Genomic DNA, 23,389 nt, shown 5'->3' on the forward strand with positions numbered 1-23,389 from the left:
GCGCGGTAGATTTCGCGCGCCTTGGGGAGGAGCGCGATGGACCTTTCATTCTCACCGCAAGAACTGGCGTTCCGCGAGGAAGTCCGCGCCTTTCTGGCCGACAACCTGCCCGCCGACCTTGCGGAGAAGGTCCGCGCCCGCCGCGAACTGAAGCGCGACGACTACATGCGCTGGCAGAAGATCCTGCATGCCAAGGGCTGGATCGCCGGCTGGTGGCCGGAGGAGCATGGCGGCTGCGGCTGGACGCCGGCCCAGCGCCACATCTTCGACGAGGAATGCCACCGCGCCGACGCGCCGCCGCTGCTGCCATTCGGCCTGCAGATGGTCGGGCCCGTGATCTACACCTTCGGCAGGCCGGACCAGAGGGATTTTTTCCTGCCGAAACTGCTGTCGGGCGAGCACTGGTGGTGCCAGGGCTATTCCGAACCCGGCTCCGGATCCGATCTCGCCAGCCTGAAGACCACGGCCGTGCGCGACGGCGACGACTATGTCGTCAACGGCCAGAAGATCTGGACCTCGCTGGCGCAACATGCCGACTGGATCTTCTGCCTGGTCCGCACCTCGGCCGAGGGCAAGCAGCAGGAAGGCATCAGTTTCCTGCTGATCGACATGAAGACGCCGGGCGTGACCGTCCGTCCGCTGAAGCTGATGGACCAGAACGCGCATGTGAACGAGGTCTTCTTCGACAATGTGCGCGTCCCCGTCGAGAACCGCATCGGCGAGGAGAACAAGGGCTGGACCTACGCCAAGTTCCTGCTGGGGAACGAACGCGCCGGCATCGCCGAGGTCGCCTGGAACAAGAAGCTGCTGCAGCGATTGAAGGAAATCGCCTTTGCCGAACAGGCCGACGGCAAGCCGCTGATCGAGGATCAGGGCTTCGCCACAAGGGTCGCCGAGACCGAGGTGAAACTGACCGCGCTGGAGTATTCCAACCTGCGCACCCTGGCTGGCATGCAGGACGGCTCGCCCCCCGGCGGCGAGGCCTCAATGCTGAAACTGGTGGGATCAGAAGTCACACAGGCCATTACCGAGTTGACCACCGAGGCGCTGGGATACTATGCCGCTCCTTACGAAGCGCGTGACGACAGTCCGGGCAGCAACTGGACACCGGTTGGTCCCGAATATGCCGAAGGCGTGCTGGCGCAGCATCTTTTCATGCGGGCGATCACCATCGCCGGCGGTTCGAGTGAAATTCAGAAGAACATCATCGCGAAGGCGGTGCTGGGACTATAGATTGTCGGACGGCGTCCAGCGCCGGTTCGAGCGGGGAGGAACAAGACCATGGATTTCAATCTGTCGGAAGAGCAGCAGCTGCTGAAGGACAGCGTCGACCGGTTCATTCTGGACGACTACGACTTCGAGAAGCGGCGCAAGATCGCCAATTCCGAGGCCGGCTATTCCGAAGACAACTGGAAGACATTCGCAGAGCTGGGCTGGCTCGCGGTCGGTCTGCCGGAGGACCAGGGCGGCTTTGGCGGCCCGGTCGAGACCATGATCGTGATGGAGGCCATCGGCCGCGGTCTGGTCACCGAGCCCTACCTGCAGACGGTCGTTCTGGGCGGCGGCTTCGTCGCCGAGGCCGGCTCCGAGGCGCAGCAGAACGAGATCCTGCCGGCGATCGCCGAGGGCAAGTGCAAGCTGTCTTTCGCCTATGCCGAACCGACCAGCCGCTTCAACCTGGCCGACGTCACAACCAAGGCCGAGAAGGCGAATGGCGGCTACAAGCTGTCGGGCCACAAGTCGGTCGTCTATGGCGCCGCCTCTGCGGACAAGATCATCGTCTCCGCCCGCACCGCGGGCGGCCAGCGCGACCGTGACGGCATCTCGCTGTTCCTGGTCGACAACAACGCCAGCGGCCTCTCGCGCCGCGACTACCCCACCGCCGACGGCCTGCGCGCCTCGGAAGTGATGCTGGAAGGCGTCGAGGTCTCCGCCGACGCCATGCTGGGCGACGAGGGTCAGGCCATGGCCACGATCGAGAAGGTCACCGACCACGGCATCGCCGCGCTCTGCGCCGAGGCGGTCGGCTGCATGGAAGTCCTAAAGGACGAGACCAACGAATACCTGAAGACCCGCAAGCAGTTCGGCGTGCCGATCGGCAAGTTCCAGGTGCTGCAGCACCGCATGGTCGACTGCTTCATCGAGCTGGAGCAGTCCCGTTCCATGGCCTACATGGTCACGCTGAAGCTGGACGAGGGCGACACCGAGCGCCGCAAGGCCGCCTCTGCCGCCAAGGCCCAGATCGGCAAGGGCGGCGTCTTCGTCGGCGCGCAGTCGGTGCAGATGCATGGCGGCATGGGCATGACCGACGAGCTGAAGATCAGCCACTACTACAAGCGGCTGATGCAGATCGACACCATGTTCGGCAACCGCGACTGGCAACTGAAGCAGTTCGCCGCGCTGACGCAGTAGTCCTTGCCGGCAGACGGATCGGGAAGGGCCTCCGCGGCGGCGTGGAGGCCTTTTTCGTGGCCTAGCCCCAGACCGGCATGACCATGAGGGCGGCAACGGCGCAGAGGCTGAGGGCGAAGGTCCGGAAGGTCTTCTCCGAGGCGAATCCGAAAATGCGCGTCCCGCTCCAGAACGCCAGCGCATAGCCCGGCGCAAGCATGGCGGCCAGGGCCAGCCGTTCGGGTGTGAACAAGCCGAAGGTGAAGTGCATCAGTCCGGCCATCATGCCGGTCAGGCCGAAGAAGGCGAAGATATTGGTGCGCATCTCCGCGCCGGTGCCCTGCCCGCTGGCCCAGAACACGATCACCGGCGGCCCGGAGAGACCGGACAGGCCGCTGCCGATGCCGGAGACCGTGCCGATGGCCGCAACGCCGGGCGTCGCCAGCGGCCGGCTGCGCCGCCAGCCGCTCGCCAGGCCCGCGACGGCGGCCAGCACCGCGACGGAGATGATCCATTTCATCGGCTCGGGCGGCAGGTTGGCGAGCATCCAGACGCCCACGGGCACACCCAGCACGGCGCCGGCGAAGAGCGGCCGGATCTCGGTCCAGTTGCAGCTGCGGAAGCTGCGGACCGTCATCGGCAGCGCAATCGCGAAATCCATCAGCCAGAGCGTGATGACAGCCGTCTGCGGCAGGACAAGGATGCTGGCCAGAGGCACGAACACCATCGCCGCACCGAAACCGGCGAAACCGCGCACAAGACCCGTCAGCGCCGCAATCAGGAACAGGATCAGCGTGTCGGCATGCCAGAGGCCGGCGAAGACGCCGACCGCGTCGGTCATGGCGCGTCGCCCGGCGCGATCTCGACAACTTCGCCGCCACGCATGGCCAGTCCGATGCGGCCGGCCTTCAGGTCCAGCGCGGCCTCGCCGAACACGGTGCGGCGCCAGCCCTTGAGCGCCGGCACGTCGGCCTCGTCATCGGCAGCGATCTTCTCAAGGTCCGGTCCGGGGCAGACCAGCTTCTGGGCGACGTTGTGCTCAGCACATTTGCGTTTCAGCAGCACCTTCAGCAGTTCCACCGCCGGCGCCAGCGCCGGATCGGGCGGCTCCTGCTTCGGCAGTCTCGGCCAGTTTTCCTTCGGCTGCGCGGTGACCTCCGCGGCGATCTCCAGAATCGCATCGCCGAAGGGCCCGTCGGCCATCTTGCGGTTGAAGCCCCGCACCTTGGCCAGATGGTCCTTCGACCCCGGCGGGTCGGCGGCCATCTCCATCAGCGCCTCGTCGCGGACGACGCGGTTGCGCGGCAGGTCGCGGTTCTGCGCCTCGCGCTCCCGCCAGGCCGCCAGCGCCTGCACCATGGCCAGGAAGCGCGGCTTGTTGGTGCGGGTCTTGAGCCGCTTCCAGGCATCCTCGGGCTCGACGATGTAGGTCTCGCGCTGGGCGAGGACGTCCATCTCACCGCCGACCCAGTCGGCACGGCCCGTGGCCTCCAGTTCGTCGAGCATCTTCGCGTAGACGGTCCGCAGATGAGTGACGTCGGAGAGCGCGTAGGAGAGCTGCTTGTCCGAGAGCGGCCGGCGCGACCAGTCGGTGAAACGGCTGGTCTTGTCGATGTGTTCGCCCGCCAGCTTTCGCACCAGGGCGTCGTAGGCGATCTGTTCGCCGAAGCCCATCACCATCGCGGCGACCTGGGTGTCGAACAGCGGCAGCGGCACCTCCCCGCCTTCATGCACGAAGATCTCGATGTCCTGCCGTGCGGCATGGAAGACCTTCACGATCTCCGGGTCGTAGAGCAGGCCGTAGAGCGGTGCGAGGTCGATGCCCTTCGCCAGAGGGTCGACGATGGCGCCCTCGTCCTCCGGCCCCGCCAGCTGCACCAGGCACAGCTTCGGCCAGTAGGTGTTCTCCCGCAGGAACTCGGTGTCGACGGCGACGAAGGGCTGCCCCTTCAGCGACGCCACGTATTCGCCCAGGGTCTCGGTGGTTGTGATGATCTGCATGGCCCGGCTGATAGCACACATCATCGCAGACGGCAGCGTAGTTCTTGACATTGGCGGGCATGGGCTGTGTGTTCCGCGCGACGTTCCACCCCCTGCCCGACAGGTCATCTGACATGCACGCCTTCCGCACCCACACCTGCGGCCAGCTCCGCCGCGAGAACGAGAACGAAACCGTCCGCCTTTCCGGCTGGGTGCACCGCAAGCGCGACCACGGCAACCTGCTGTTCGTCGACCTGCGCGACCACTACGGCCTGACCCAGTGCGTGGTCGAGACCGGCGAGCCCGGCTTCGAGGAACTGGACGGTTCCCGCTCCGAAAGCGTGATCACGGTGACCGGCAAGGTGGTGCCGCGCTCGGCCGAGACCGTGAACCCCGACCTGCCGACCGGCGAGATCGAGGTCCGTATCCACTCGATCGAAGTGCAGAGCGCGACTGGCGATCTGCCGATGCCGGTCTTCGGCGACCAGGAATATCCCGAGGACATCCGCCTCACCTACCGCTTCCTGGACCTCCGCCGCCAGCGCATGCACCGCAACATCACCATGCGCGCGAAGATCATCGCCGATATCCGCCGGCGCATGACCGAAAGCGGCTTCATTGAGTTCCAGACGCCGATCCTGACGGCCTCAAGCCCCGAAGGTGCGCGCGACTTCCTGGTGCCGAGCCGCATGCATCCGGGCAAGTTCTACGCCCTGCCGCAGGCCCCGCAGCAGTTCAAGCAGCTACTGATGATCTCGGGCTTCGACCGCTACTTCCAGATCGCGCCCTGCTTCCGCGACGAGGACGCCCGCGCCGACCGCAGCCCCGGCGAGTTCTACCAGCTCGACATCGAGATGAGCTTCGTCGAGCAGGAAGACGTCTTCCAGGCCATCGAGCCGGTGCTGACCGGCACCTTCGAGGCCTTCTCCGACTGGCCGGTGACGACCAAGCCCTTCCCGCGCATCCCCTTCGCCGAGGCGATGCTGAAATACGGGTCCGACAAGCCGGACCTGCGCCTGCCCGCGGCGATGGACATCCGCGACGTCACCGAGGCCTTCCGCGGCTCGGGCTTCGGCCTGTTCGCCAAGAACATCGAGAAGGGTTCGGTGGTCCGCGCCATCCCGGCGCCGGGCGCGGCTGCGAAGGCCCGCTCCTTCTTCGACCAGATGAACGACTGGGCCCGTTCCGAGGGCGCCGGCGGCCTGGGCTACATCATCTATGGCGAGGACGGCCCGCGCGGCCCCATCGCCAAGAACCTGGACGACGCGCGGGTCGCGCAGATCAAGGCCGACTGCGGCCTGTCCGACGGGGACGCGGTCTTCTTCGCCTGCGACAAGGCCGACGGCGCCGCGAACCTGGCCGGCAAGGCCCGCACCCGGCTGGGCGACCAGCTGGAACTGCTGGAACGCGAGCAGTTCAAGTTCTGCTGGATCGTCGATTTCCCGATGTTCGAATGGAACGAGGACGACAAGCAGATCGAGTTCTCCCACAACCCGTTCTCGATGCCCCAGGGCGGCATGGAAGCGCTGGAGACCATGGACCCGCTGGAGATCAAGGCGTTCCAGTACGACGTGGTCTGCAACGGCGTCGAGCTTTCCTCCGGCGCGATCCGGAACCACCGCCCCGACATCATGCTGAAGGCCTTCGAGATCGCCGGCTATCAGGCCGAGCAGGTGGAGAAGGATTTTTCCGGCATGCTGAACGCGCTCCGCTACGGCGCCCCGCCCCATGGCGGCATCGCCCCCGGCGTCGACCGCATCGTCATGCTGATTCTTGACGAACCGAACCTGCGCGAGATCGTCGCCTTCCCGATGAACCAGCAGGCCGAAGACCTGCTGATGGGTGCCCCGGCCGAAGTCTCGCCGAAGCAGCTCCGCGAACTCCACATCCGCACCGTGCTGCCGGAGCCGGAAAAAAAGCAGTAGAACCTGTGCCCGTCACCCCGGCCTTGAGCCGGCGTCCCGAGCGGCTTCGCCGCAAGGCTGACGATTTGACCGGATGCCGGATCAGGTCCGGCATGACGTACATGGACGACCCTACGCCTGAGGATTTCTAACCGGCCCACATGCGCGCCCGGCATGGCCCGGCGAGCGGGAACGCTGTATATGAAACGCCATGGTTGAGATCGCAGCATCGCCGGCGGGCGCGCCGGACCGGGTGAGAGAACGGGTCGGGTTCTTCTTCCTGAACATCGGACATCTGTTCGATCACATGTTCATGCTCATTTTCGCGACCGCAGCCATCGCGCTGGTGGGCATGGACGGCATGACCTACGGCCAGCTGGCAGAACTCGCCACACCGGCCTTCGTCGCCTTCGGCGCCTTCTCGCTGCCGGCCGGATGGCTGGCGGGCAAGTGGTCGCGCGAGGGCATGCTGTCGGTCTTCTTCATCGGCATCGGCCTGTCGGCCATCGCCATGGGCTTCGCCGAGAGCGCCAACCAGATGATGCTGGCACTGTTCCTGATCGGCATGTTCGCCGCGATCTACCATCCCGTCGGCATCGCCATGGTCGTCCACGGCAAGCAGAAGGTCGGCCTGGCGCTGGGCATCAATGGCGTCTGGGGCAACATGGGCATCGCGGTCGCGCCGCTGGCCACGGGTATTCTGGTGGAGTTGTCAGGCTGGCGCGCCGCCTTCATCGTGCCGGGCATCATCGCGGTCCTGTTCGGCCTGGCCTACATCCTGTTCGTCCGCAACGAGGCGCGGATGCCGGCCAGCGCGAAGAAGCCGGTCATCGATCCCGACCAGTCGGACCTGGAATGGGGTGTGCTGATCCGCGTCGGCGTGGCGCTGATCCTGACCATCCTGTTCGGCGGCATCGTCTTCCACACCGTCAGCTTCGCCCTGCCCAAGCTGTTCGAGGAGCGGCTGATCGACGTCACCACGGACCTGAAGAGCATCGGCCTGATCACCGGCGCGGTCTTCGCCATCGCCAGCTTCGCGCAGATCGTCGTGGGGCGGCTGGTGGACCGCTACAGCCCGCGCACGATCCTGCTGATCGTCGCCTTCCTGCAGGTCCCGGCCTTCGCGATCATGGCAACCCTGACCGGCCTGCCGGCCATTTTCGTCGGCATCGTCATGATGATGGTCGTCTTCGGCGAAATCCCGATCCACGACACCATCGTCACCCGCCACACCAAGTCCGCCTGGCGCAGCAACGTCTTCGCGGTGAAGTTCGTCATCGCCCTGCTGGTCGCCGCCGTGGTGCCGAAGCTGATCGGCACGGTGCACGACGCCTACGGCTTCGAGACCCTGTTCTTCATCCTGTCGGCAGCGGCGGCGGGCGTTGTCGCCTCGGCTCTGATCCTGCCGAAGGCGCGGAAGATCGCGCCGCAGAAGGAGGCCACGGCATGACCGACCACATCCTGCGCACCGAGGAAGACCTCAGGGCGATCTACGGCAACGCCAGCGGGCGGGCCGCCGAGAAGGCCATCGAGAAGCTGGACAGGCATTGCCGGCACTTCATCTCGCTCTCGCCCTTCATCGTGCTCTCGAGCGCTTCTGCCGCCGGACAGGGCGATGTCAGCCCGAAAGGCGACGGCCCGGGCTTCGTCCGCGTCATCGACGACAGCACCATCGCCATTCCCGACCGGCCCGGAAACCGGCGCATCGACACGCTGGTGAACATCGTCGAGAATCCGGACGTTGCGGTGATCTTCCTGATCCCCGGCGTGCGGGAGACGCTGCGGGTCAACGGGAAGGCGGAGATCTCGACCGATCCGGCACTGCTGGAGAGCATGGCGGTCAACGGCAAGCTGCCGATCACGGCCATCGTCATCCGCGTCGAGCAGACCTTCCTGCACTGCGCCAAGTCGATCATCCGCTCGAAACTCTGGGACGAGGCGACGAAGGTCGACCGCAGCGTCCTGCCCTCGCTCAGCCGCATGATCGCCGATCAGGCCGGCATGGAGATCGACGAGGCGAAATCCGAGAAGCAGCTTGAGGAAGCCTACCGCAATACGCTTTATTGACCCCTGCTGAATCAAGGCTTTCAGGGGAGGAGAGCGTCATGGCGAAGATCGGATTTGTGGGCGTCGGCAACATGGGCGGCCCGATGGCCATCAACCTGATCAAGGCCGGGCACGAGGTGAAGTGCTTCGACCTGTCGGCGGATGCGGTGGGCAAGGTCGTCGCCGCGGGCGGCACGGCGGCCGGCTCCGCCACCGAATGCGCCCAGGGCGTCGATTTCTGCGTCTCCATGCTGCCCAAGGGCGACCACGTGAAGGCGGTCTATCTGGGCGAGGACGGGCTGATCGCCTGCGCCGACGACAACACCGTCTTCATCGACTGCTCGACCATCGACGTCGCCGCGGCCCGCGAAGTGGCCGCTGTCGCCAGGGAGCACGGCTTCGCCATGGTGGACGCGCCGGTCTCCGGCGGCGTCGGCGGCGCCGAGGCCGGAACGCTGACCTTCATGTGCGGCGCGACCGACCAGGCCTTCGAGAAGGTGCAACCGATACTGGACGTGATGGGCGGCAAGATCGTCCATGCCGGCGGCGTCGGCAACGGCCAGGCCGCGAAGATCTGCAACAACATGGTCCTCGGCATCTCGATGATCGCCGCGGGCGAGGCCTTCGTGCTGGCCGAGAAGCTGGGGCTCGACGCGCAGACCTTCTTCGACATCGTCTCGACCTCGTCCGGCTACTGCTGGTCGATCAACGTCTACTGCCCGGTGCCCGGCCCCGTGCCGGCAAGCCCGGCCAACCGGAACTACCAGGCCGGCTTCACGGCCGAGAACATGCTGAAGGATCTTCGCCTCAGCCAGTCGGCGGCGGGCGACACCGGGGCCGCCACCCACATGGGCGGCCAGGCGACCGAGCTCTACACCCAGTTCGCCGAGGCGATGGAGAAGGGCGCGATGGATTTCTCCGGCATCATCAACATGATCCGGGAGAAGAGCGGCGGATGAACTACTGGCTGTTCAAGTCCGAGCCCAACACCTGGGGCTGGGACGACCAGGTGAAGAAGGGCGACGTGGGCGAAGGCTGGGACGGCGTCCGCAACTATCAGGCCTCCAACAACATGAAGGCCATGAAGGTGGGCGACCGCGGCTTCTTCTATCACTCGGTGAACGAGAAGCAAATCGTCGGCATCGTCGAGGTGATCAAGGAGTACCACCCCGATCCGACCGACGCGAAGGGCCGCTTCGGCATGGTTACCGTGAAGGCAATAAGGCCGGTGCCGAACCCGGTCACGCTGGCCGACATCAAGGCCGAGGAACGCCTCGCCGACCTGCCTCTGATCAAGCAGTCGCGGCTCTCGGTCATGCCGATCCCGGAAGATTCGTGGAAGATCATCTGCGAGATGGGCGGCGTCGAACCCTGACGGCGATGGCGGCTGACGACCCGCCTACCACTCCCCTTCCAGGTGGACGTAGCGGCCGCGGTAGAACAGCAGCGGCGCACCGTCTTCGCGCGCGGTGCGGCTCACCCGCCCGATGATGATCCAGTGATCGCCGCCGTCGTGCAGGCTGTCGCAGGTGCATTCCAGCTGCGCCAGCGCGCCGTCCAGCACGGGGCAGCCATTCTCGCCCTCGGTCCAGTCGAATCCGTCGTCGGCGAACTTGTCCTCGGCCTTGGAGGCAAAGTGATTCGACTGCGCCATCTGGTCGTGGCGAAGCACGCTGACGGCGAAAGGCCGGCCCTCGGCGAAGGCGTCGGCGCAGTTTGCCCCCCGGTCCAGATTGAACAGCACCAGTGGCGGGTCCAGCGACACGGAGGTGAATGAATTCGCCGTCAGGCCGACGGGACGGCCGTCTTCCTCACGCGCGGTGATGATCGTGACGCCTGTTGCAAAACAGCCGAACACGTCCCGCAGTTCCCGTTGATCCAAACTCACCGCTCCCCACCGGCACTCCGACACTGCCCCGACTCTAGTGCGTCGAGGCCGGTTTGGGAATCCGGCCCGGCCCTGCCGCAGCGCATGACGGTTATCGCTAACGCGATCTTAACCGGCATCCGGGCAGAGTGTTCCGAATTCAGGTTCCAGACAGTCCGGGGCTCAGGGAAAATGTTCTTCATTATCGGCGTTGTGGTCGTGATCGGATCGGTACTCGGCGGCTACCTGCCGCATGGCTCGTTCGCGATCCTGATCCAGCCGCTGGAAGTGCTGATCATCTGCGGCGCGGCGCTGGGCGCCTTCATCATTTCCAACCCGAAGACGGTGATCTTCGGCGTGCTGGGTTCGATCGGCAAGATCCTGAAGGGCTCGCCCTACAACAAGGCGGCCTACGAGGAACTGCTGACGCTGCAGTACACGATCTTCAAGCTGGCCAAGGCCAAGGGCATGCTGGCGCTGGAGGCGCATATCGAGGACCCGGAGAAGAGCTCCATCTTCACCGCCTTCCCCAACATCATGAAGAACCATCACGCCATCGAATTCATCTGCGACTACCTGCGCCTGATGACCATGGGCACCGAGAACAGCCACGAGATGGAAGCGCTGATGGATGAGGACATCGAGACCCATCACCACGAGCAGCACGCCGTCTCGTCAGCGGTAACCACTGTCGGCGACGGCCTGCCCGCCTTCGGCATCGTCGCCGCCGTGCTGGGCGTCATCATCACCATGCAGTACATCTCGGAGCCGCCCGAGGTGCTGGGCGGCAAGATCGCCGCAGCGCTGGTCGGCACCTTCCTCGGCATCTTCCTCGCCTACGGATTTGTCGGCCCGATGGGCAAGAGCCTGGAAGCCTATGCCGAGAGCGAGACCAAGTATTACCAGTGCATCAAGGCCGGCATGCTGGCCTATCTGAACGGCTATGCCCCGGCGGTCGCCGTCGAATTTGCGCGGAAGACCCTCTACAGCCACGAACGGCCGACCTTCAAGGAAGTCGAGGAAGCCGTCGAGAACGCGCCGAAGGTCTGACGGAGCCCCTGAATGGCTGATGGCCAGCCCATAATCGTCAAGAAGGTCGTCAAGGGCGGCCACGGTCACCATGGCGGCGCCTGGAAGGTCGCCTATGCCGACTTCGTGACGGCGATGATGGCCTTCTTCCTGCTGCTCTGGCTGCTCAACGTCACCACGGACGAGCAGCAGAACGGCATCGCCGACTATTTCGCGCCGGCGGCCGTGTCGCAGCAGAACTCCGGTTCGGGCGGCGCGATGGGCGGGCAGACCATGGTCCGCGACGGCGCCCGCATCTCCGACGCCGGCCTGCCCACGGTGGTCGTCTCGATCGGCGACATCGAGGACGAGGAAGAGAATCACGAGGACGGCAAGAAGTTCGACCCCGCCGGCGACGAGGTCGACGAAGAGGGCGTTTCGAATGTCGACGAGGCCTCGCCGGAAGGCGAGCGCGGCCGCGAGGGCAAGCCGGGCGAGGACGACATCGCCGAGGAACTGGCCCGGCGCGAGCAGGAGTCGTTCAACGAGGCCATGGACGCCATCGAGGACGCCATCGAGAACTCCTCGCCCGAAATGCAGGAACTCGCCCAGAACATGATGGTCGACATGACCGACGAGGGGCTTCGCATCCAGCTGGTCGACGGCAAGGGCCGCTCGATGTTCGCCAAGGGCAGCCCCGATCTGGAAATGCACACCAAGGAGATCCTGACGCTGGTGACCGACGTGATGGGCCGCCTGCCGAACAAGATCAAGATCACAGGCCACACCGACGCGACGCCCTACCGCTCGTCGAATGGCTACGGCAACTGGGAACTGTCCGCCGACCGCGCCAACGCCAGCCGTCGCGCGCTGCTGGAGATGGGCGTGCCGGCGCAGCGGATCGACCAGGTCACCGGCAAGGCCGATCAGGAACCGCTGGTGCCCGACGATCCGTTTGCCGACGCCAACCGCCGCGTCTCCATCGTCCTGATCCGTCAGGCCGGCCTGGCCCAGAAGCAGCAGCCGGTGGACGCGCTGAAGAAGCTCGGCCTGCAGGTCGAGCAGCCGGAAGACGCCGGCCGCTGATCTGCCGCGCCTCCTGCGCCGTAGCCCCGAATAGCAGGAACATCGGCGCATCCGCCCCTATATAGGGGGTCGGGAAAGGCGGAACTTCACCATGGCGGACAACGAGAACGGGATCGGATCGCAGGTCCGGCGCTACGCGCGCGTCGGGCGCTCGATGGGCGGGCTGGCGGCCAAGCTGGCCGGCGAACGCTATCTGGGCGTGAAGATCGACCGCGACGACCATGCCCGGGAACTACGCGCAGCCCTTGGCGGCCTGAAGGGGCCGCTGATGAAGGTCGCGCAGATCCTGTCGACCATCCCCGAGGCGCTGCCCAAGGAATACGCCCAGGAACTGGCGCAGCTGCAGGCCGACGCCCCCTCGATGGGACCGGCCTTCGTCAAGCGCCGCATGGTCTCCGAGCTGGGACCGGGCTGGCGCAAGAAGTTCGGCGAGTTCGAGCGCGAGGCCGCTTCGGCGGCATCGCTCGGACAGGTCCACCGGGCCACCGATCTGGATGGCACCCGCCTCGCCTGCAAGCTGCAGTATCCCGACATGCGTTCGGCAGTGGAGGCGGACCTCCGGCAGCTGAAGCTGATCTTCTCGATCTACCGCCGCTACGACCGCTCCATCGACACCTCCAACATCCACGCCGAGATCGGCGACCGGCTGCGCGAGGAGCTGGACTACCGGCTGGAGGCGAAGCACATGGCGCTCTATCGCATGATGCTCGCCGACGAGCCGCATGTGCACGTCCCCGAGATCTATCCGGCGCTGTCGACTGACAGATTGCTGACCATGGGCTGGCTGGACGGCAAGCGCTTGCTGACCTTCAGGGGCGAGCCGATCGAGGTGCGCAACGAACTGGCGGTCAACATGTTCCGGGCCTGGTACGTGCCGTTCTACGGCTATGGCGTGATCCACGGCGACCCGCATCTGGGCAACTACACGGTCCGCGACGACCGCACGATCAACCTGCTGGACTATGGCTGCATCCGCACCTTCCAGCCGAAATTCGTGAAGGGCGTCATCGATCTCTACCGCGCGATCCGCGACGACAACCGCGATCTGGCCGTGCACGCCTATGAAAGCTGGGGTTTCGAGGGCCTGAACGACGAGGTGATCGAGACGCTCAATCTCTGGGCCGCCTTCGTCTACGCGCCCCTGCTGGAGGACCGCCCCCGGAAGATCCAGGAATTCGGCGACGAGGGCGTCTATGGCCGCGAGGTCGCCGAGCGCGTGCACCGTGAACTGAAGGAGCGGGGCGGCGTCACCCCGCCCCGCGAGTTCGTCTTCATGGACCGCGCCGCGATCGGGCTCGGAGGCGTCTTCCTGCACCTGAAATCCGAGATAAACTGGTACCGGATGTTCCATGAACTGATCGAGGGTTTCGACGCCGACGCGATGGCCGAACGCCAGAAGGCGGCCTTCGCGGAGGCGGGCGTTCCCCTCCCCTGACAGGAGACGGCATGTACAGCCATGTCACGGTCGGCAGCAGCGACCTCGAACGCTCGCGCATCTTCTACGACGCCATCATGGAGGTCCTCGAACTGCCATTCGCCTGGGAGATCGAGGCCGAGGCCTTCGCCTACGGCAAGCCGATGGACACGCAGTTCGTGATCAACGTGCCCTATGACCGTCAGCCGCCGCATCGCGGCAATGGATGGCACTGCGCCTTCATGGCGAAGGACCGGGACGCGGTGGATGCGTTCTTCAGGGCTGCGCTGACCCATGGCGGCACCAGCGAGGGTTCACCGGGCCTCAGGCCGCATTATCACCGGGACTACTACGCGGCCTATGTCCGCGATCCTGATGGCAACAAGCTGCAGGCGGTCTGCCACCGCCCGCCGGAACGGAGCTAGCCGACAGGCTCCGACGCCTGGCGGATCATCCGGTTCATCAGCACGACCGGCAGGACGCCGACAGCGACGATGATCAGCGCCGGCAGGGCCGCCTGTTCCAGCAGTTCGTCCTTGGCGTACTGATAGACCAGCGTCGCCAGCGTCTCGTAGTTGAACGGTCGGAGCAGCAGCGTCATCGGCAGTTCCTTCATCACGTCGACAAAGGCCAGCAGCGCCGCCGCCATGACCGAACCGCGGATGAGCGGCAGGGCAACCTCGCGCACACTCTCGGGAAAACTGCGGCCGAGCACGCGGCTGGCATGCAGCACGTTGGGCGGCATGCGGCCGACCCCGCCGTCAACGCGCCGAAGCCCACCGCGTGGAAACGCACGACGCAGGCGATCACGACAAGAGCCAGCGACCCGGTGAGATAGATGCCGTCTTCCATCCCCAGCAGATCGACCGTCAGGAACTCCAGACCGTCATCAAGTGCGCCGGAGAATGTCAGCACGCCGATGGCCAGAATCGTGCCGGGGAAGGCATAGCCGATGGCAGAAAGGCCGGCGAGGAACCGCAGCGGCCGGTTGCCGCGGAAAGTCACTGTCAGCACCATCACCGTCGCGATCAGCGCGATCAGGCCTGCGGTCAGGGCGGCGAGCAGAACGGAATTCTCGGCCACCAGCAGGACCGTGCCGTAGTCGTCCAGAGAATAGCCCTGCAGCACGAAGCTCAGCAGGATCGCCGCCGGCAGTGCGAAACCCATCACGACCGGAATCAGGCAAAGCGCGAGGCAGGACAGCGCCCGCCAGCCCCCGAGCGTCTCGACGGCCAGACCCGTGGCTCGGCGGCTGCCGCCGGCATAGCGCCGCCGGGACCGCGCGGTCAGTTCCAGCGCCAGCAGCGTGACGACGAACAGGGTCGCGACCGATGCGATCTGCGCCGCGGCCGGCAGGCTGTTCATGCCGAGCCAGACGTTGAAGATGCCGAGAGTCAGCGTCTCCAGCGCGAAATACTCGACCGTGCCGAAATCGCTCACCGTCTCCATCAGAACCAGCGCCAGTCCCGCCGCCATGGCCGGCCGCGCCATCGGCAGCGCCACCGACAGGAACAGGCTGCGGTTGTGAATCCGGGCGACGTCGTTCAGCGACAGCGGCGTCTGCCGGAAGGCGATGCGCGTCATCATGTAGACATAGGGATAGAGCGCCGATCCCATGACCAGCATCGCGCCGCCCATCGAGCGGATTTCGGGGAACCAGTAGTCGCGGGTGCTGGTCCAGCCGAACAGCGCGCGCAGGGCGCCCTGCACGGGGCCCGCATATTCCAGCAGGTCCGTATAGGTGTAGGCCACGATGTAGGCTGGCACCGCCGCAGGCAGCAGCAACGCCCATTCCATGATCCTGCGGCCCGGAAAGTCGTAGCGGGAGACCAGCCAGGCAGCGCCGACGCCGAAGGCCAGGCTGACGGCCCCGGTGCCCGCCATCAGGGTCACGGTGTTGGCGACATAGACCGGCAGCAGGGTCGAGGCGAGATGCGCCCAGAGCCCTTCGCTGTCGCCGAGAGCGGCGGCGAACACGGCCATGATCGGTCCCAGCAGGAACCCCGCCAGGATCAGGACAAGAAGTGTCGAGGCGCGAACGCCGTACCGGGCGGACCGGCGGACCGGGCTCGCGGAAAGCTCTACCACCCGACCCTGTCGATCATGCGCTGGGCCTCGGGCGCCAGTTCGGCGATGCGGACGATGGGCAGGGTGTCCGCCCGGAAGGCGCCCCACGCCTTCAGCGCATCGGGCAACGGCACCTCCGGATTGACCGGATATTCGGTGTTGATGTCGGCGTAGAGATGCTGGGCCTTGTCCGAGGTCAGGAACTCCAGGAACCGGACCGCCATCTCCTTGTTGTCGGCGTATTTCGCAACGCCGCCGCCGGAGATGTTGACGTGGGCGCCCCTGCCGTCCTGGTTGGGGAACACCAGACGTATGCTCGCGGCCCAGTCCCGCTGCTCGGGCTGATCGGAAGTCAGCAGGTTGCCGTAGTAATAGTGGTTGATGATGGCGATGTCGCATTCGCCCTCGGCAATCGCCTTCACCTGGGCGCGGTCATTGCCCTGCGGCCGCCGGGCGAGGTTGCTGACCAGCCCTTCGGCCCACTTCTCGGCGGCCTCGGCGCCGTCGGCGGCGATCATCGAGGCCATCAGCGCGCGGTTGTAGACATGGCTGCCCGGGCGCGAACAGATGCGGCCCTTCCATTTCGGATCGGCCAGATCCTCGTACTGGGTGACGGCGCCTTCCGGAACACGCTCCTTCGACACGGCGATCACGCGGGCGCGAGTCGAGAACGCGAACCAGCGGTTTCCCGGATCGCGCAGATGCGCCGGAATGTGTTGCGCGAGCGTCGGCGAGTTCACTTCCGCCAGCAGATCCTTGTCCGAATAGACCGCGAGGCGGCCGATATCGACGGTCAGCACCACGTCAGCCGGGCTGCGTTTGCCCTCGATCAGCAGGCGCTGCGCCAGTCCCTTCGAGGCGTAGACCATGTTCACCTTGACGCCTGTCTCCGCGGTGAAGGCGTCGATGAACGGCTGGATCAGGAACGGCTGCCGGTGCGAATAGATGTCCAGTTCGCCTTCCTTGGCGGCGGCCCGGTCGGCGGCGAGGGGCAATGCCAGCGCGCCGGCAAGCAGGGCCGCGGCGGCGCGGCGGCGCGGCAGACGGTTCCGGACGGCGGAAAACACGGTCATGAGGTCACTCGTAATCCTGTGGGGGGACAGCCTCCGGGCGACGGCGGACGCTGCGTCAACGAAGGGATGGAGATACACGCCATAAAGCCCGTGCACATCGTGGCGTTCGGACGCGGCCACACCGAAGCGCAGCACCTGTCCACGCTCGGATGGCACCCAGCTGCCGCCGATCCGGTCCCAGACCGAGAGCGCCGCCCCGAAATTGCAGACGAAGTGGCGCGGGTCGAGCGAGTGGTGAAGCTGATGCTGGGCGGGTGAGACCAGCAGCTTTTCCAGCCGCCCGTACCGGATCGCGATGTGGGAATGCCGCAGGTTCGATCCGGCGGCATTGAAGGCGAACAGGAAGATGTTGGCGCCGATCACCGTCATCAGGTCGACCCGGTCGGCGAAGAAGAAGACGAAGACGGGGATCAACAGGCCCTGCACCACCGCACTGCGCGCGGCGAAGACGAAGCCCTCGACCGGATGCGTGCGGTAGACAGTGAAGGGCGTCAGCGTCTCGGCCGTGTGATGCACCTTGTGGAACGCCCAGAGCACCGGCCAGGCGTGCATCAGCCGGTGCACCAGATAGCGAGACAGGTCGTCGAGAACGAAATAGGCGGCCGTGAAAAGCAACGCGACAGCCCAGAGGGGCGCACCGGGCCAGAGGTCGAAGCGGCCGCCGGGGATCTCGTGAAGCAGCAGGAAAAGCGCCGGCCCGAAGGCCATGCGCGCCACCAGCCAGGGCGCTGTCAGCATCATGACGGCACGGTTGATGAAGACGATCAGGTAGTCGGTCCGGGCCGACCGCGAGAACCAGACTTTCGGATCGAAAATCCGCCGCAGGGCGGCGCGCAGTCCGCCGCCATGAGCGAGAGCCATGGCGATCACCGCGATCGCCATGGCGCTCAGCAAATACCCGGCGAAGACGCGCTTCTGCGGGTTCAGAAACGCGTCACCGATCGATTGCAGCCATTCGGCGGCGAAGTCGATCAACCCGGGCCCTTTCCGGTCAGTCGTTCTCGGCGCTGGCGCCGCTGCCTAGCTGGCTCGACAGTTCAGACAGATCGCCGGTGGCGTCGTTCTCACGCACCTTGATGCCGAAGGTGTCGCCCATCAGCTTCTGGACCTTCAGCATGTGCGCCATGTACTCGGCAATCGGGCTGGCCTCGCCCTTGATGTAGTTGCCGTCGCTGTCGATATCGACGACCTGGCTCAGGTTCGGCATGACAGGACCGAAACCGATCATCCGGTTGAGGCGAACAGCGGTCTCGCCGAGATTCTCCTTGCCCGTCTGCAGCGCCAGCGAAAAGCCCTTCAGTTCGCCCCAGTGCTTGATGTAGTCGGCCAGCACGGCATCGGTCTCACCATTGGCCTCGATGATGATCTTGAGCTTGCCGAGATCCTTGTAGACAGAGCCGGCATACTTGAAGACGGCCTCGGCGAGCACCTTCTGCCACTGGTCGCCGATTGCGGCGGCATGCGCCTTGAGCTGGGCGCGCTGGGCGTCGGTCAGCTTCTCGCCCTTTGCGTCCGCCAGCAACTGACGTCCGTCGATGAAGTTCCCCACGATGGTGTGGAGGTAGGACGTCTTGCCGTCCGAAGAGCGGTCGAAACCGGCCGCGTAGTAGGCTGGACCGTAGGTCATCTCGGTGTACAGATCGACCTTGCCGTCGCCATTGTGATCGGCCAGCGCGAAGGCCTCGTCGGTCTGCTTGGCGATGGCGTAGACGTTATCGGCGCTCAGCTTCATCGCGTGCGCCGGCGCGCCGAAATAGCCGAAGGCCTCGTCCCAGGCGTGCTCCTTGCCGGTATAGGCGGCGCCGTCGCTGTAGGGCTTGTCGTTCGGCTTCTTGTCGGCTTCCAGATACTCGTCCAGATAGCCGTCGACAGCCTGGTTGTAATTCATCGCGCCCATGATGAACTTGGAAATCAGCTGGGCGTAGTCGTAGCCATTGGCGGTGTCGACACCGCCGTCGGCCGCGGCAGCCTTGGCAATCCAGAACTTCACCAGTTCCGCGCCGGTCGGCGCATTGGGCCAGCCCAGGATCGCGCCGCCATAGGTCTTGCCGGCGATGTTCTTGTCCTTGCTGATCTCGCCGACAGTGCCCTGGGCGACGACGAACTTGCCCTTCGTGGCCGGCGCCAGGATCGCCCGGCCGTCATCCTTGCCCTCGAAATAGGCGGTCATTGCGGCGGCATCGCCCTTCGACGCCAGCTTCTTCAGCGAGTCGTGCAGCACGTTCCGGGCGGCCTGTCCGCTGTAGGAGACCGAGTGCGTCTTGTCGCCGGCATATCCCTTCACGGTGACCGGGAAGCCGGCATAGATCTTGTCGTCCGCAGCCGCGGCGGAGACGGCTGCGACACCGATGAGACCGGCCGCCCCGAAGGCGGAAAGTCGATGGATCAGGCTCATTCCGGAAGTTCCCCTGGAGTTTTTTCTGCGAGTGATACGCAACTACAGAACGCCGGGCTTCAGGTCAACAGGAATGCAACTCATTCGCAGCATCAAGCGGCTGTGACGCCAAATGACAGCAATCCGGTTTCGGAACTCAGCCGCTCGTTGACGGCTTGGCAGACCGGGGAAAGGTCTTATTGTGCCGCACCATGAATTCACCCGAGACACAGGACAGCGGGCGTCCGGACGGTTTCGCCCTGGGCATCTTCGTCATGCTTGTCCTTGTGTGGGGACTGCTGTGGCCGGCAATGCGCGTGGCCACCGAAGAGATTCCGATCCTGACCTTCCGCGCCGTCGGTTCGACCCTGGCCTTTGTCGCCATGGCGCTGATCACGCTGGCCGCCGGTCACAGTCTCAAGGTTCCGAAAGGATCCTGGCTGCCGCTGATCATCGCCGGGATCTTCAATGTCGGCGCATGGCTCTACCTGTCGGCCGTCGGCGTGACCCTGATCGGTGCAGGACGCGCCGCGCTGATCGCCTACACCATGCCGGTCTGGGCCTTCCTGCTGAGCATCCCGATGCTGGGCGAGCGCGCGACGCGGTGGCGCCTGCTGGGACTCGGTCTCGCGATGGCCGGTCTCGCGATCCTGATCGGCGAGGACATCCGCGCCGTCGACCGCTCACCGGTCGGCGTGCTCGTGATGATCGGCGCGGCCTGGTGTTTCGCCTTCGGCACCGTCTGGCAGAAGCGGACCGACTACAAGATGGCCCACCTGCCGGCAATGACCTGGCAGCTGTTCTTCGGCGCCCTGCCAATCGTGGTGATCGCCACCCCGGAAATGACCGAGGTCGATTTCTTCGCCTTTTCCTGGCAGGCAGTGGCGACGACGCTCTATGCCGGGCTGATCGCCCAGGTCTTCGGCGTCGCCGCCTATCTCTGGCTGGTCAAACGCCTGCCGGTGAAGACGTCGTCGCTCTCGGTCCTGCTGGTGCCGCTGGTCGGCCTCGGATCCTCGGCCATCCTGCTTGGCGAGCGACTGGGCTGGACCGAACTGATCGCCACGTGCCTGATCTTCGCCGCCATCGGCACCGCCTTCCCGAAGGAAAAGACGCCCGTCGTCGCGGGCGCGCCGTCTCAGGCGAAGCGGTAGGGACCGCCCTTTTCCAGCGCCGCCTTGTAGGCCGGCCGCGCCTGGATGCGGTCGACGAAACCCTTCAGGTTCGGCCGGTTCGCCAGCATGCCCTGCACCTTGGCGATCTCGCCGACGAAGCTCATCTGGAAGTCCACGGCAGAGATCTCGCTGCCCATGAAGAAGTCCCGGCCTTCCAGCGCGCCGTCGATATAGCTCAGGAAATTGTCGGTCTCGCCGTCGATACGCGGCATCAGCGGCGCCGCGGCATCGCCGAGCCGACTGGCGTAGAGCCTGAGCAGGAACGGCAGCATCGCCGACCCCTCGGCGAAGTGCATCCACTGCAGATAGGTCACGTATTCCGGCGAATTGGTCGAAGGCGTGTAGCGCCCGTTGCCATAGGTCAGCGACAGGTACTCGATGATCGCGGCGAACTCGATGATCGTCTGTCCCCTGTCCTCGATCACCGGCGACTTGCCAAGCGGATGAACCGCCGTCAGCTCAGGCGGGGCGAAATTGGTCTCCGGGTTCCGCTTGTAGAACCGGATCTCGTACTCCGTTCCCAGTTCCTCGAGAAACCACAGCACCCGCTGCGAGCGGGAATGTTCCAGATGATGGACGACGACCATGATGCGCTCCCCAAATTTCAGGTTTCGGTCCGGGCGCATCCTAAGCCACATTGCCCGCGCCCGTTATGACAATGGAGCGACCGGATGAAAGCCGCCGTCTGCCGCACCTTCGGCGAACCGCTGACGATCGAGGAGGTCGACCTGGCCCCGCCCGGCCCGGGCGAAATCCGGGTGAAGCTGGCCGCCTGCGCGATCTGCCACAGCGACATCTTCTTCGCCGACGGCGCCTGGGGCGGCAACCTGCCAGCGGTCTACGGCCATGAGGCCGCCGGCGTCGTCGAGACGGTCGGACCCGGCGTCGTCAACGTGTCGGCGGGCGATCATGTCGTCGTCACGCTGATCCGCTCCTGCGGCGAATGCCCGGCCTGCGCGCGCGGCATGCAGGTCACCTGCGGCGCCAGCTTCCCGCTCGACGCGGCGTCGCCGCTGAAGACGACCGGTGGCGAGGTGCTGGTCCAGGGTCTCCGCACCGGCGGATTCGCCGAATACGTCACCGTCGATCACAGCCAGGCCGTGGCCATCCCGAAGGACATTCCGCTGGATTCAGCCTCGCTGCTGGCCTGCGGTGTGATCACCGGCTTCGGCGCGGTTTCCAACACGGCCGCCATCGAGACCGGCAGCACGGTGGCCGTCGTCGGCGCAGGCGGCGTCGGGCTGAACAGCATCCAGGGCGCAGTGCTGAACGGGGCGTCGATGGTCATCGCCATCGACATCGCCGACGACAAGCTGGCGGCGGCGAAGACCTTCGGCGCGACCCACACGATCAACTCGCTTCAGGCCGATGCGGCGGCGGAAATCCGGACGCTGACCGGCGGCACTGGCGTGGACTACGTCTTCGCGACCGTCGGCGTGAAGCAGGCCATTGCGCAATGTTTCGACTGTTGCGCACCCGGCGGGGCTATCGTTCTGGTCGGCATGCCACCGACGGGGGACATGATCGATTTCGATCCCGGCACCGTCGCGGCGCTGAACCAGCGGGTTCTGGGTTCGAAGATGGGCACGGCACGCATCCAGGCCGACATCCCCTGGCTCGTCGCGCTTTACCGGCAGGAACGGCTGAAGCTGGACGAACTGATCACCGGCCGCTACCCGCTGGCTCAGATCAACGAGGCCATCGCCTCGGTGAAGCGTGGCGAGGCGCTCAGGAATGTGATCGTCTTCGGCGACGGGGCACCGTCATGAAGCTGCAGTCGCTGAAGAGCTGGACCGTGGGCAACCCGCCGCCCCGCAAGGGCGGGCGCTACTTCATCATCGTCAAGCTGACGACGGCCTGCGGGATCGAGGGGATCGGAGAGATCTACACCGCCACCTTCGGCCCGAAGGTCGTCGAGGCGATGGCCGCCGACATGTTCCAACGCACCTTCGAAGGCCAGGACCCGCACGACATCGAGCGGCTCTGGCGGCGGGCCTACGGCGCCGGTTTCGGGCACCGTCCCGACATCACCCTGTCGGGCGTCCTCTCGGGGCTGGAAATGGCATGCTGGGACATCATCGGCAAGGCGGCGGAGCAGCCTGTCTACAACCTGCTGGGCGGCAGGGCGTGGGATCGGCTGAGAAGCTATACCTACATCTACCCGGCCGACGGCGACGTCTATCCCGATGCGGACAGCAGGCAGAAGACCGTCTACGACGATCCGGACATGGCCGCGGAACGCGCCGCCGACTATCTGGCGATGGGCTTCACCGCGCTGAAATTCGACCCCGCCGGCCCCTATACCGATTATGACGGCCACCAGCCCGACATCGCCGCGCTGGATCGCTCGGAAGCCTTCTGCCGGAAGCTGCGGGAAGCCGTCGGCGACCGGGCGGACCTGCTGTTCGGCACCCACGGCCAGTTCACCGTCTCCGGCGCAAAACGCATGGCGCGGCGGATCGAGCCCTGGGACCCGCTCTGGTTCGAGGAGCCGGTGCCGCCCGATCGTCCCGAACTGATGGCCGAGGTCGCACGCGCCACTGCCGTTCCCATTGCGACCGGAGAGCGGCTGGCGACCAAGTTCGAGTTCGCACGCGTCATCGAGACCGGCGCCGCCTCGATCCTGCAGCCGAACCTGGGCCGGGTGGGCGGCATTCTGGAGGCGAAGAAGATCGCGGGCATGGCCGAAGCGCATCAGGTCCAGATCGCGCCGCATCTCTATTGCGGGCCCGTGGTCGCGGCGGCGAACATCCAGCTCGCCACCTGCTCGCCCAACTTCCTGATTCTGGAAAGCATCGAGCGCTTCGACGGCTTCTTCGCGGACCTGCTGAAATCGCCGATCCGTTGGGAAGACGGCCACGTCATCCCTCCGACGGCGCCGGGGCTTGGCATCGAGGTCGACGAGGCCGTCGCCGACGCCCATCCCTATGACGGCGACGAACTGCATCTGGAGATGACGCCGGGCGGCGTGGCATTCGGACGCCAGTAGTCGCAATCGAAGGCG

General features: G+C 65.7%; 22 protein-coding genes. 14 read left to right on the forward strand and 8 right to left on the reverse strand.

The genetic code is table 11. From position 1 onward, the window contains the following. The first annotated feature begins 36 nt into the window (after positions 1–36). Complete coding sequence (locus tag ACMVY4_RS20890; protein WP_416897872.1) at positions 37–1,233, forward strand: acyl-CoA dehydrogenase family protein; 1,197 nt, start codon at positions 37–39, stop codon at positions 1,231–1,233. Positions 1,234–1,281: 48 nt separating this feature from the next. Beyond that, the gene (locus ACMVY4_RS20895) at positions 1,282–2,412 is read left to right on the forward strand and encodes an acyl-CoA dehydrogenase family protein (protein ID WP_416897873.1); all 1,131 of its coding nucleotides are present in this window, start codon (positions 1,282–1,284) and stop codon (positions 2,410–2,412) included. A 61-nt stretch (positions 2,413–2,473) separates the two neighbouring features. On the opposite strand, the gene ACMVY4_RS20900 is transcribed toward ACMVY4_RS20895, so the two are convergent. Beyond that, positions 2,474–3,232, reverse strand: coding sequence for a sulfite exporter TauE/SafE family protein (locus ACMVY4_RS20900; RefSeq protein WP_416897874.1), 759 nt, complete (start codon positions 3,230–3,232; stop codon positions 2,474–2,476). Next, positions 3,229–4,392, reverse strand: a complete 1,164-nt coding sequence (gene rnd / locus ACMVY4_RS20905) for a ribonuclease D (RefSeq protein ID WP_416897875.1) — start codon at positions 4,390–4,392, stop codon at positions 3,229–3,231. Before rnd ends, ACMVY4_RS20900 begins: the two co-directional genes overlap by 4 nt. A gap of 113 nt (positions 4,393–4,505) precedes the next feature. Between rnd and aspS the strand changes: the two genes are divergently transcribed. The 5 genes from aspS (at position 4,506) to ACMVY4_RS20930 (ending at position 9,696) form a co-directional block, all read left to right on the forward strand. Beyond that, positions 4,506–6,296 carry an aspartate--tRNA ligase gene (gene aspS, locus ACMVY4_RS20910; protein ID WP_416900371.1) on the forward strand — a complete coding sequence of 597 codons (1,791 nt, stop codon included), beginning with the start codon at positions 4,506–4,508 and terminating at the stop codon, positions 6,294–6,296. Positions 6,297–6,486: 190 nt separating this feature from the next. Next, the gene (locus tag ACMVY4_RS20915) at positions 6,487–7,725 is read left to right on the forward strand and encodes an MFS transporter (RefSeq protein WP_416897876.1); all 1,239 of its coding nucleotides are present in this window, start codon (positions 6,487–6,489) and stop codon (positions 7,723–7,725) included. Beyond that, positions 7,722–8,342, forward strand: coding sequence for a pyridoxamine 5'-phosphate oxidase family protein (locus ACMVY4_RS20920; RefSeq protein ID WP_416897877.1), 621 nt, complete (start codon positions 7,722–7,724; stop codon positions 8,340–8,342). Before ACMVY4_RS20915 ends, ACMVY4_RS20920 begins: the two co-directional genes overlap by 4 nt. A 38-nt stretch (positions 8,343–8,380) precedes the next feature. Beyond that, positions 8,381–9,280: a 3-hydroxyisobutyrate dehydrogenase gene (gene mmsB, locus ACMVY4_RS20925; protein ID WP_416897878.1), complete on the forward strand. Its 900-nt coding sequence runs from the start codon at positions 8,381–8,383 to the stop codon at positions 9,278–9,280. Beyond that, complete coding sequence (locus ACMVY4_RS20930; RefSeq protein WP_416897879.1) at positions 9,277–9,696, forward strand: EVE domain-containing protein; 420 nt, start codon at positions 9,277–9,279, stop codon at positions 9,694–9,696. The genes mmsB and ACMVY4_RS20930 overlap by 4 nt, the downstream gene beginning before the upstream one ends. Positions 9,697–9,720: 24 nt before the next feature. On the opposite strand, the gene ACMVY4_RS20935 is transcribed toward ACMVY4_RS20930, so the two are convergent. Beyond that, positions 9,721–10,209 carry a flavin reductase family protein gene (locus ACMVY4_RS20935; protein WP_416897880.1) on the reverse strand — a complete coding sequence of 163 codons (489 nt, stop codon included), beginning with the start codon at positions 10,207–10,209 and terminating at the stop codon, positions 9,721–9,723. A 171-nt stretch (positions 10,210–10,380) separates the two neighbouring features. Here ACMVY4_RS20935 and motA point away from each other — a divergent pair, with 171 nt between their 5' ends. The 4 genes from motA (at position 10,381) to ACMVY4_RS20955 (ending at position 14,121) form a co-directional block, all read left to right on the forward strand. Further along, a complete protein-coding gene (gene motA, locus ACMVY4_RS20940) occupies positions 10,381–11,238 on the forward strand; it encodes a flagellar motor stator protein MotA (RefSeq protein ID WP_416897881.1) in 858 nt (285 codons plus the stop codon). 12 nt (positions 11,239–11,250) lie between these two features. Further along, a complete protein-coding gene (locus tag ACMVY4_RS20945; RefSeq protein WP_416897882.1) occupies positions 11,251–12,282 on the forward strand; it encodes a flagellar motor protein MotB in 1,032 nt (343 codons plus the stop codon). Between the two features lie 91 nt (positions 12,283–12,373). Further along, positions 12,374–13,717, forward strand: a complete 1,344-nt coding sequence (locus ACMVY4_RS20950; RefSeq protein WP_416897883.1) for an ABC1 kinase family protein — start codon at positions 12,374–12,376, stop codon at positions 13,715–13,717. 11 nt (positions 13,718–13,728) lie between these two features. After that, positions 13,729–14,121, forward strand: coding sequence for a VOC family protein (locus tag ACMVY4_RS20955; RefSeq protein WP_416897884.1), 393 nt, complete (start codon positions 13,729–13,731; stop codon positions 14,119–14,121). On the opposite strand, the gene ACMVY4_RS20960 is transcribed toward ACMVY4_RS20955, so the two are convergent. Genes ACMVY4_RS20960 through ACMVY4_RS20975 form a run of 4 tightly spaced genes read right to left on the reverse strand, consistent with a single transcriptional unit; the run spans position 14,118 to position 19,231 of the window. Further along, positions 14,118–14,345 carry a hypothetical protein gene (locus ACMVY4_RS20960; protein WP_416897885.1) on the reverse strand — a complete coding sequence of 76 codons (228 nt, stop codon included), beginning with the start codon at positions 14,343–14,345 and terminating at the stop codon, positions 14,118–14,120. The genes ACMVY4_RS20955 and ACMVY4_RS20960 overlap by 4 nt on opposite strands. Then, on the reverse strand, positions 14,312–15,784 hold the full coding sequence (locus ACMVY4_RS20965; protein WP_416897886.1) for an ABC transporter permease: 1,473 nt from the start codon (positions 15,782–15,784) through the stop codon (positions 14,312–14,314). Before ACMVY4_RS20965 ends, ACMVY4_RS20960 begins: the two co-directional genes overlap by 34 nt. Then, the gene (locus ACMVY4_RS20970; RefSeq protein ID WP_416897887.1) at positions 15,778–17,811 is read right to left on the reverse strand and encodes an extracellular solute-binding protein; all 2,034 of its coding nucleotides are present in this window, start codon (positions 17,809–17,811) and stop codon (positions 15,778–15,780) included. Before ACMVY4_RS20970 ends, ACMVY4_RS20965 begins: the two co-directional genes overlap by 7 nt. Positions 17,812–17,827: 16 nt before the next feature. Then, positions 17,828–19,231, reverse strand: coding sequence for a DUF4856 domain-containing protein (locus ACMVY4_RS20975; protein ID WP_416897888.1), 1,404 nt, complete (start codon positions 19,229–19,231; stop codon positions 17,828–17,830). A 191-nt stretch (positions 19,232–19,422) separates the two neighbouring features. Here ACMVY4_RS20975 and ACMVY4_RS20980 point away from each other — a divergent pair, with 191 nt between their 5' ends. Further along, positions 19,423–20,364, forward strand: coding sequence for a DMT family transporter (locus ACMVY4_RS20980; RefSeq protein ID WP_416897889.1), 942 nt, complete (start codon positions 19,423–19,425; stop codon positions 20,362–20,364). Here ACMVY4_RS20980 and ACMVY4_RS20985 read toward each other — a convergent pair. Next, complete coding sequence (locus ACMVY4_RS20985) at positions 20,349–20,972, reverse strand: glutathione S-transferase family protein (RefSeq protein WP_416897890.1); 624 nt, start codon at positions 20,970–20,972, stop codon at positions 20,349–20,351. The two genes, ACMVY4_RS20980 and ACMVY4_RS20985, sit on opposite strands and share 16 nt — an antisense overlap. Positions 20,973–21,056: 84 nt before the next feature. Between ACMVY4_RS20985 and ACMVY4_RS20990 the strand changes: the two genes are divergently transcribed. Further along, positions 21,057–22,154 (forward strand): Zn-dependent alcohol dehydrogenase, encoded by a 1,098-nt coding sequence (locus ACMVY4_RS20990; protein ID WP_416897891.1) that lies wholly within the window; start codon positions 21,057–21,059, stop codon positions 22,152–22,154. Next, on the forward strand, positions 22,151–23,374 hold the full coding sequence (locus tag ACMVY4_RS20995) for a mandelate racemase/muconate lactonizing enzyme family protein (RefSeq protein ID WP_416897892.1): 1,224 nt from the start codon (positions 22,151–22,153) through the stop codon (positions 23,372–23,374). The genes ACMVY4_RS20990 and ACMVY4_RS20995 overlap by 4 nt, the downstream gene beginning before the upstream one ends. The last annotated feature ends 15 nt before the right edge of the window (positions 23,375–23,389 follow it).

The organism is Minwuia sp. (genome assembly GCF_048007105.1).
Lineage (GTDB): Bacteria > Pseudomonadota > Alphaproteobacteria > Minwuiales > Minwuiaceae > Minwuia.

Bases quoted from the DNA above. Each gene is read 5' to 3' on its own strand.
- ACMVY4_RS20995 (WP_416897892.1), top strand. From the start codon at position 22,151: ATGAAGCTGCAGTCGCTGAAGAGCTGGACCGTGGGCAACCCGCCGCCC.
- ACMVY4_RS20945 (WP_416897882.1), top strand. From the start codon at position 11,251: ATGGCTGATGGCCAGCCCATAATCGTCAAGAAGGTCGTCAAGGGCGGC.
- ACMVY4_RS20920 (WP_416897877.1), top strand. From the start codon at position 7,722: ATGACCGACCACATCCTGCGCACCGAGGAAGACCTCAGGGCGATCTAC.
- ACMVY4_RS20960 (WP_416897885.1), bottom strand. From the start codon at position 14,345: ATGGCGGCGGCGCTGCTGGCCTTTGTCGACGTGATGAAGGAACTGCCG.
- ACMVY4_RS20980 (WP_416897889.1), top strand. From the start codon at position 19,423: ATGAATTCACCCGAGACACAGGACAGCGGGCGTCCGGACGGTTTCGCC.
- ACMVY4_RS20890 (WP_416897872.1), top strand. From the start codon at position 37: ATGGACCTTTCATTCTCACCGCAAGAACTGGCGTTCCGCGAGGAAGTC.
- ACMVY4_RS20930 (WP_416897879.1), top strand. From the start codon at position 9,277: ATGAACTACTGGCTGTTCAAGTCCGAGCCCAACACCTGGGGCTGGGAC.
- ACMVY4_RS20990 (WP_416897891.1), top strand. From the start codon at position 21,057: ATGAAAGCCGCCGTCTGCCGCACCTTCGGCGAACCGCTGACGATCGAG.
- motA (WP_416897881.1), top strand. From the start codon at position 10,381: ATGTTCTTCATTATCGGCGTTGTGGTCGTGATCGGATCGGTACTCGGC.
- ACMVY4_RS20895 (WP_416897873.1), top strand. From the start codon at position 1,282: ATGGATTTCAATCTGTCGGAAGAGCAGCAGCTGCTGAAGGACAGCGTC.
- aspS (WP_416900371.1), top strand. From the start codon at position 4,506: ATGCACGCCTTCCGCACCCACACCTGCGGCCAGCTCCGCCGCGAGAAC.
- ACMVY4_RS20975 (WP_416897888.1), bottom strand. From the start codon at position 19,231: ATGAGCCTGATCCATCGACTTTCCGCCTTCGGGGCGGCCGGTCTCATC.
- ACMVY4_RS20955 (WP_416897884.1), top strand. From the start codon at position 13,729: ATGTACAGCCATGTCACGGTCGGCAGCAGCGACCTCGAACGCTCGCGC.
- rnd (WP_416897875.1), bottom strand. From the start codon at position 4,392: ATGCAGATCATCACAACCACCGAGACCCTGGGCGAATACGTGGCGTCG.
- mmsB (WP_416897878.1), top strand. From the start codon at position 8,381: ATGGCGAAGATCGGATTTGTGGGCGTCGGCAACATGGGCGGCCCGATG.
- ACMVY4_RS20900 (WP_416897874.1), bottom strand. From the start codon at position 3,232: ATGACCGACGCGGTCGGCGTCTTCGCCGGCCTCTGGCATGCCGACACG.
- ACMVY4_RS20950 (WP_416897883.1), top strand. From the start codon at position 12,374: ATGGCGGACAACGAGAACGGGATCGGATCGCAGGTCCGGCGCTACGCG.
- ACMVY4_RS20915 (WP_416897876.1), top strand. From the start codon at position 6,487: ATGGTTGAGATCGCAGCATCGCCGGCGGGCGCGCCGGACCGGGTGAGA.
- ACMVY4_RS20985 (WP_416897890.1), bottom strand. From the start codon at position 20,972: ATGGTCGTCGTCCATCATCTGGAACATTCCCGCTCGCAGCGGGTGCTG.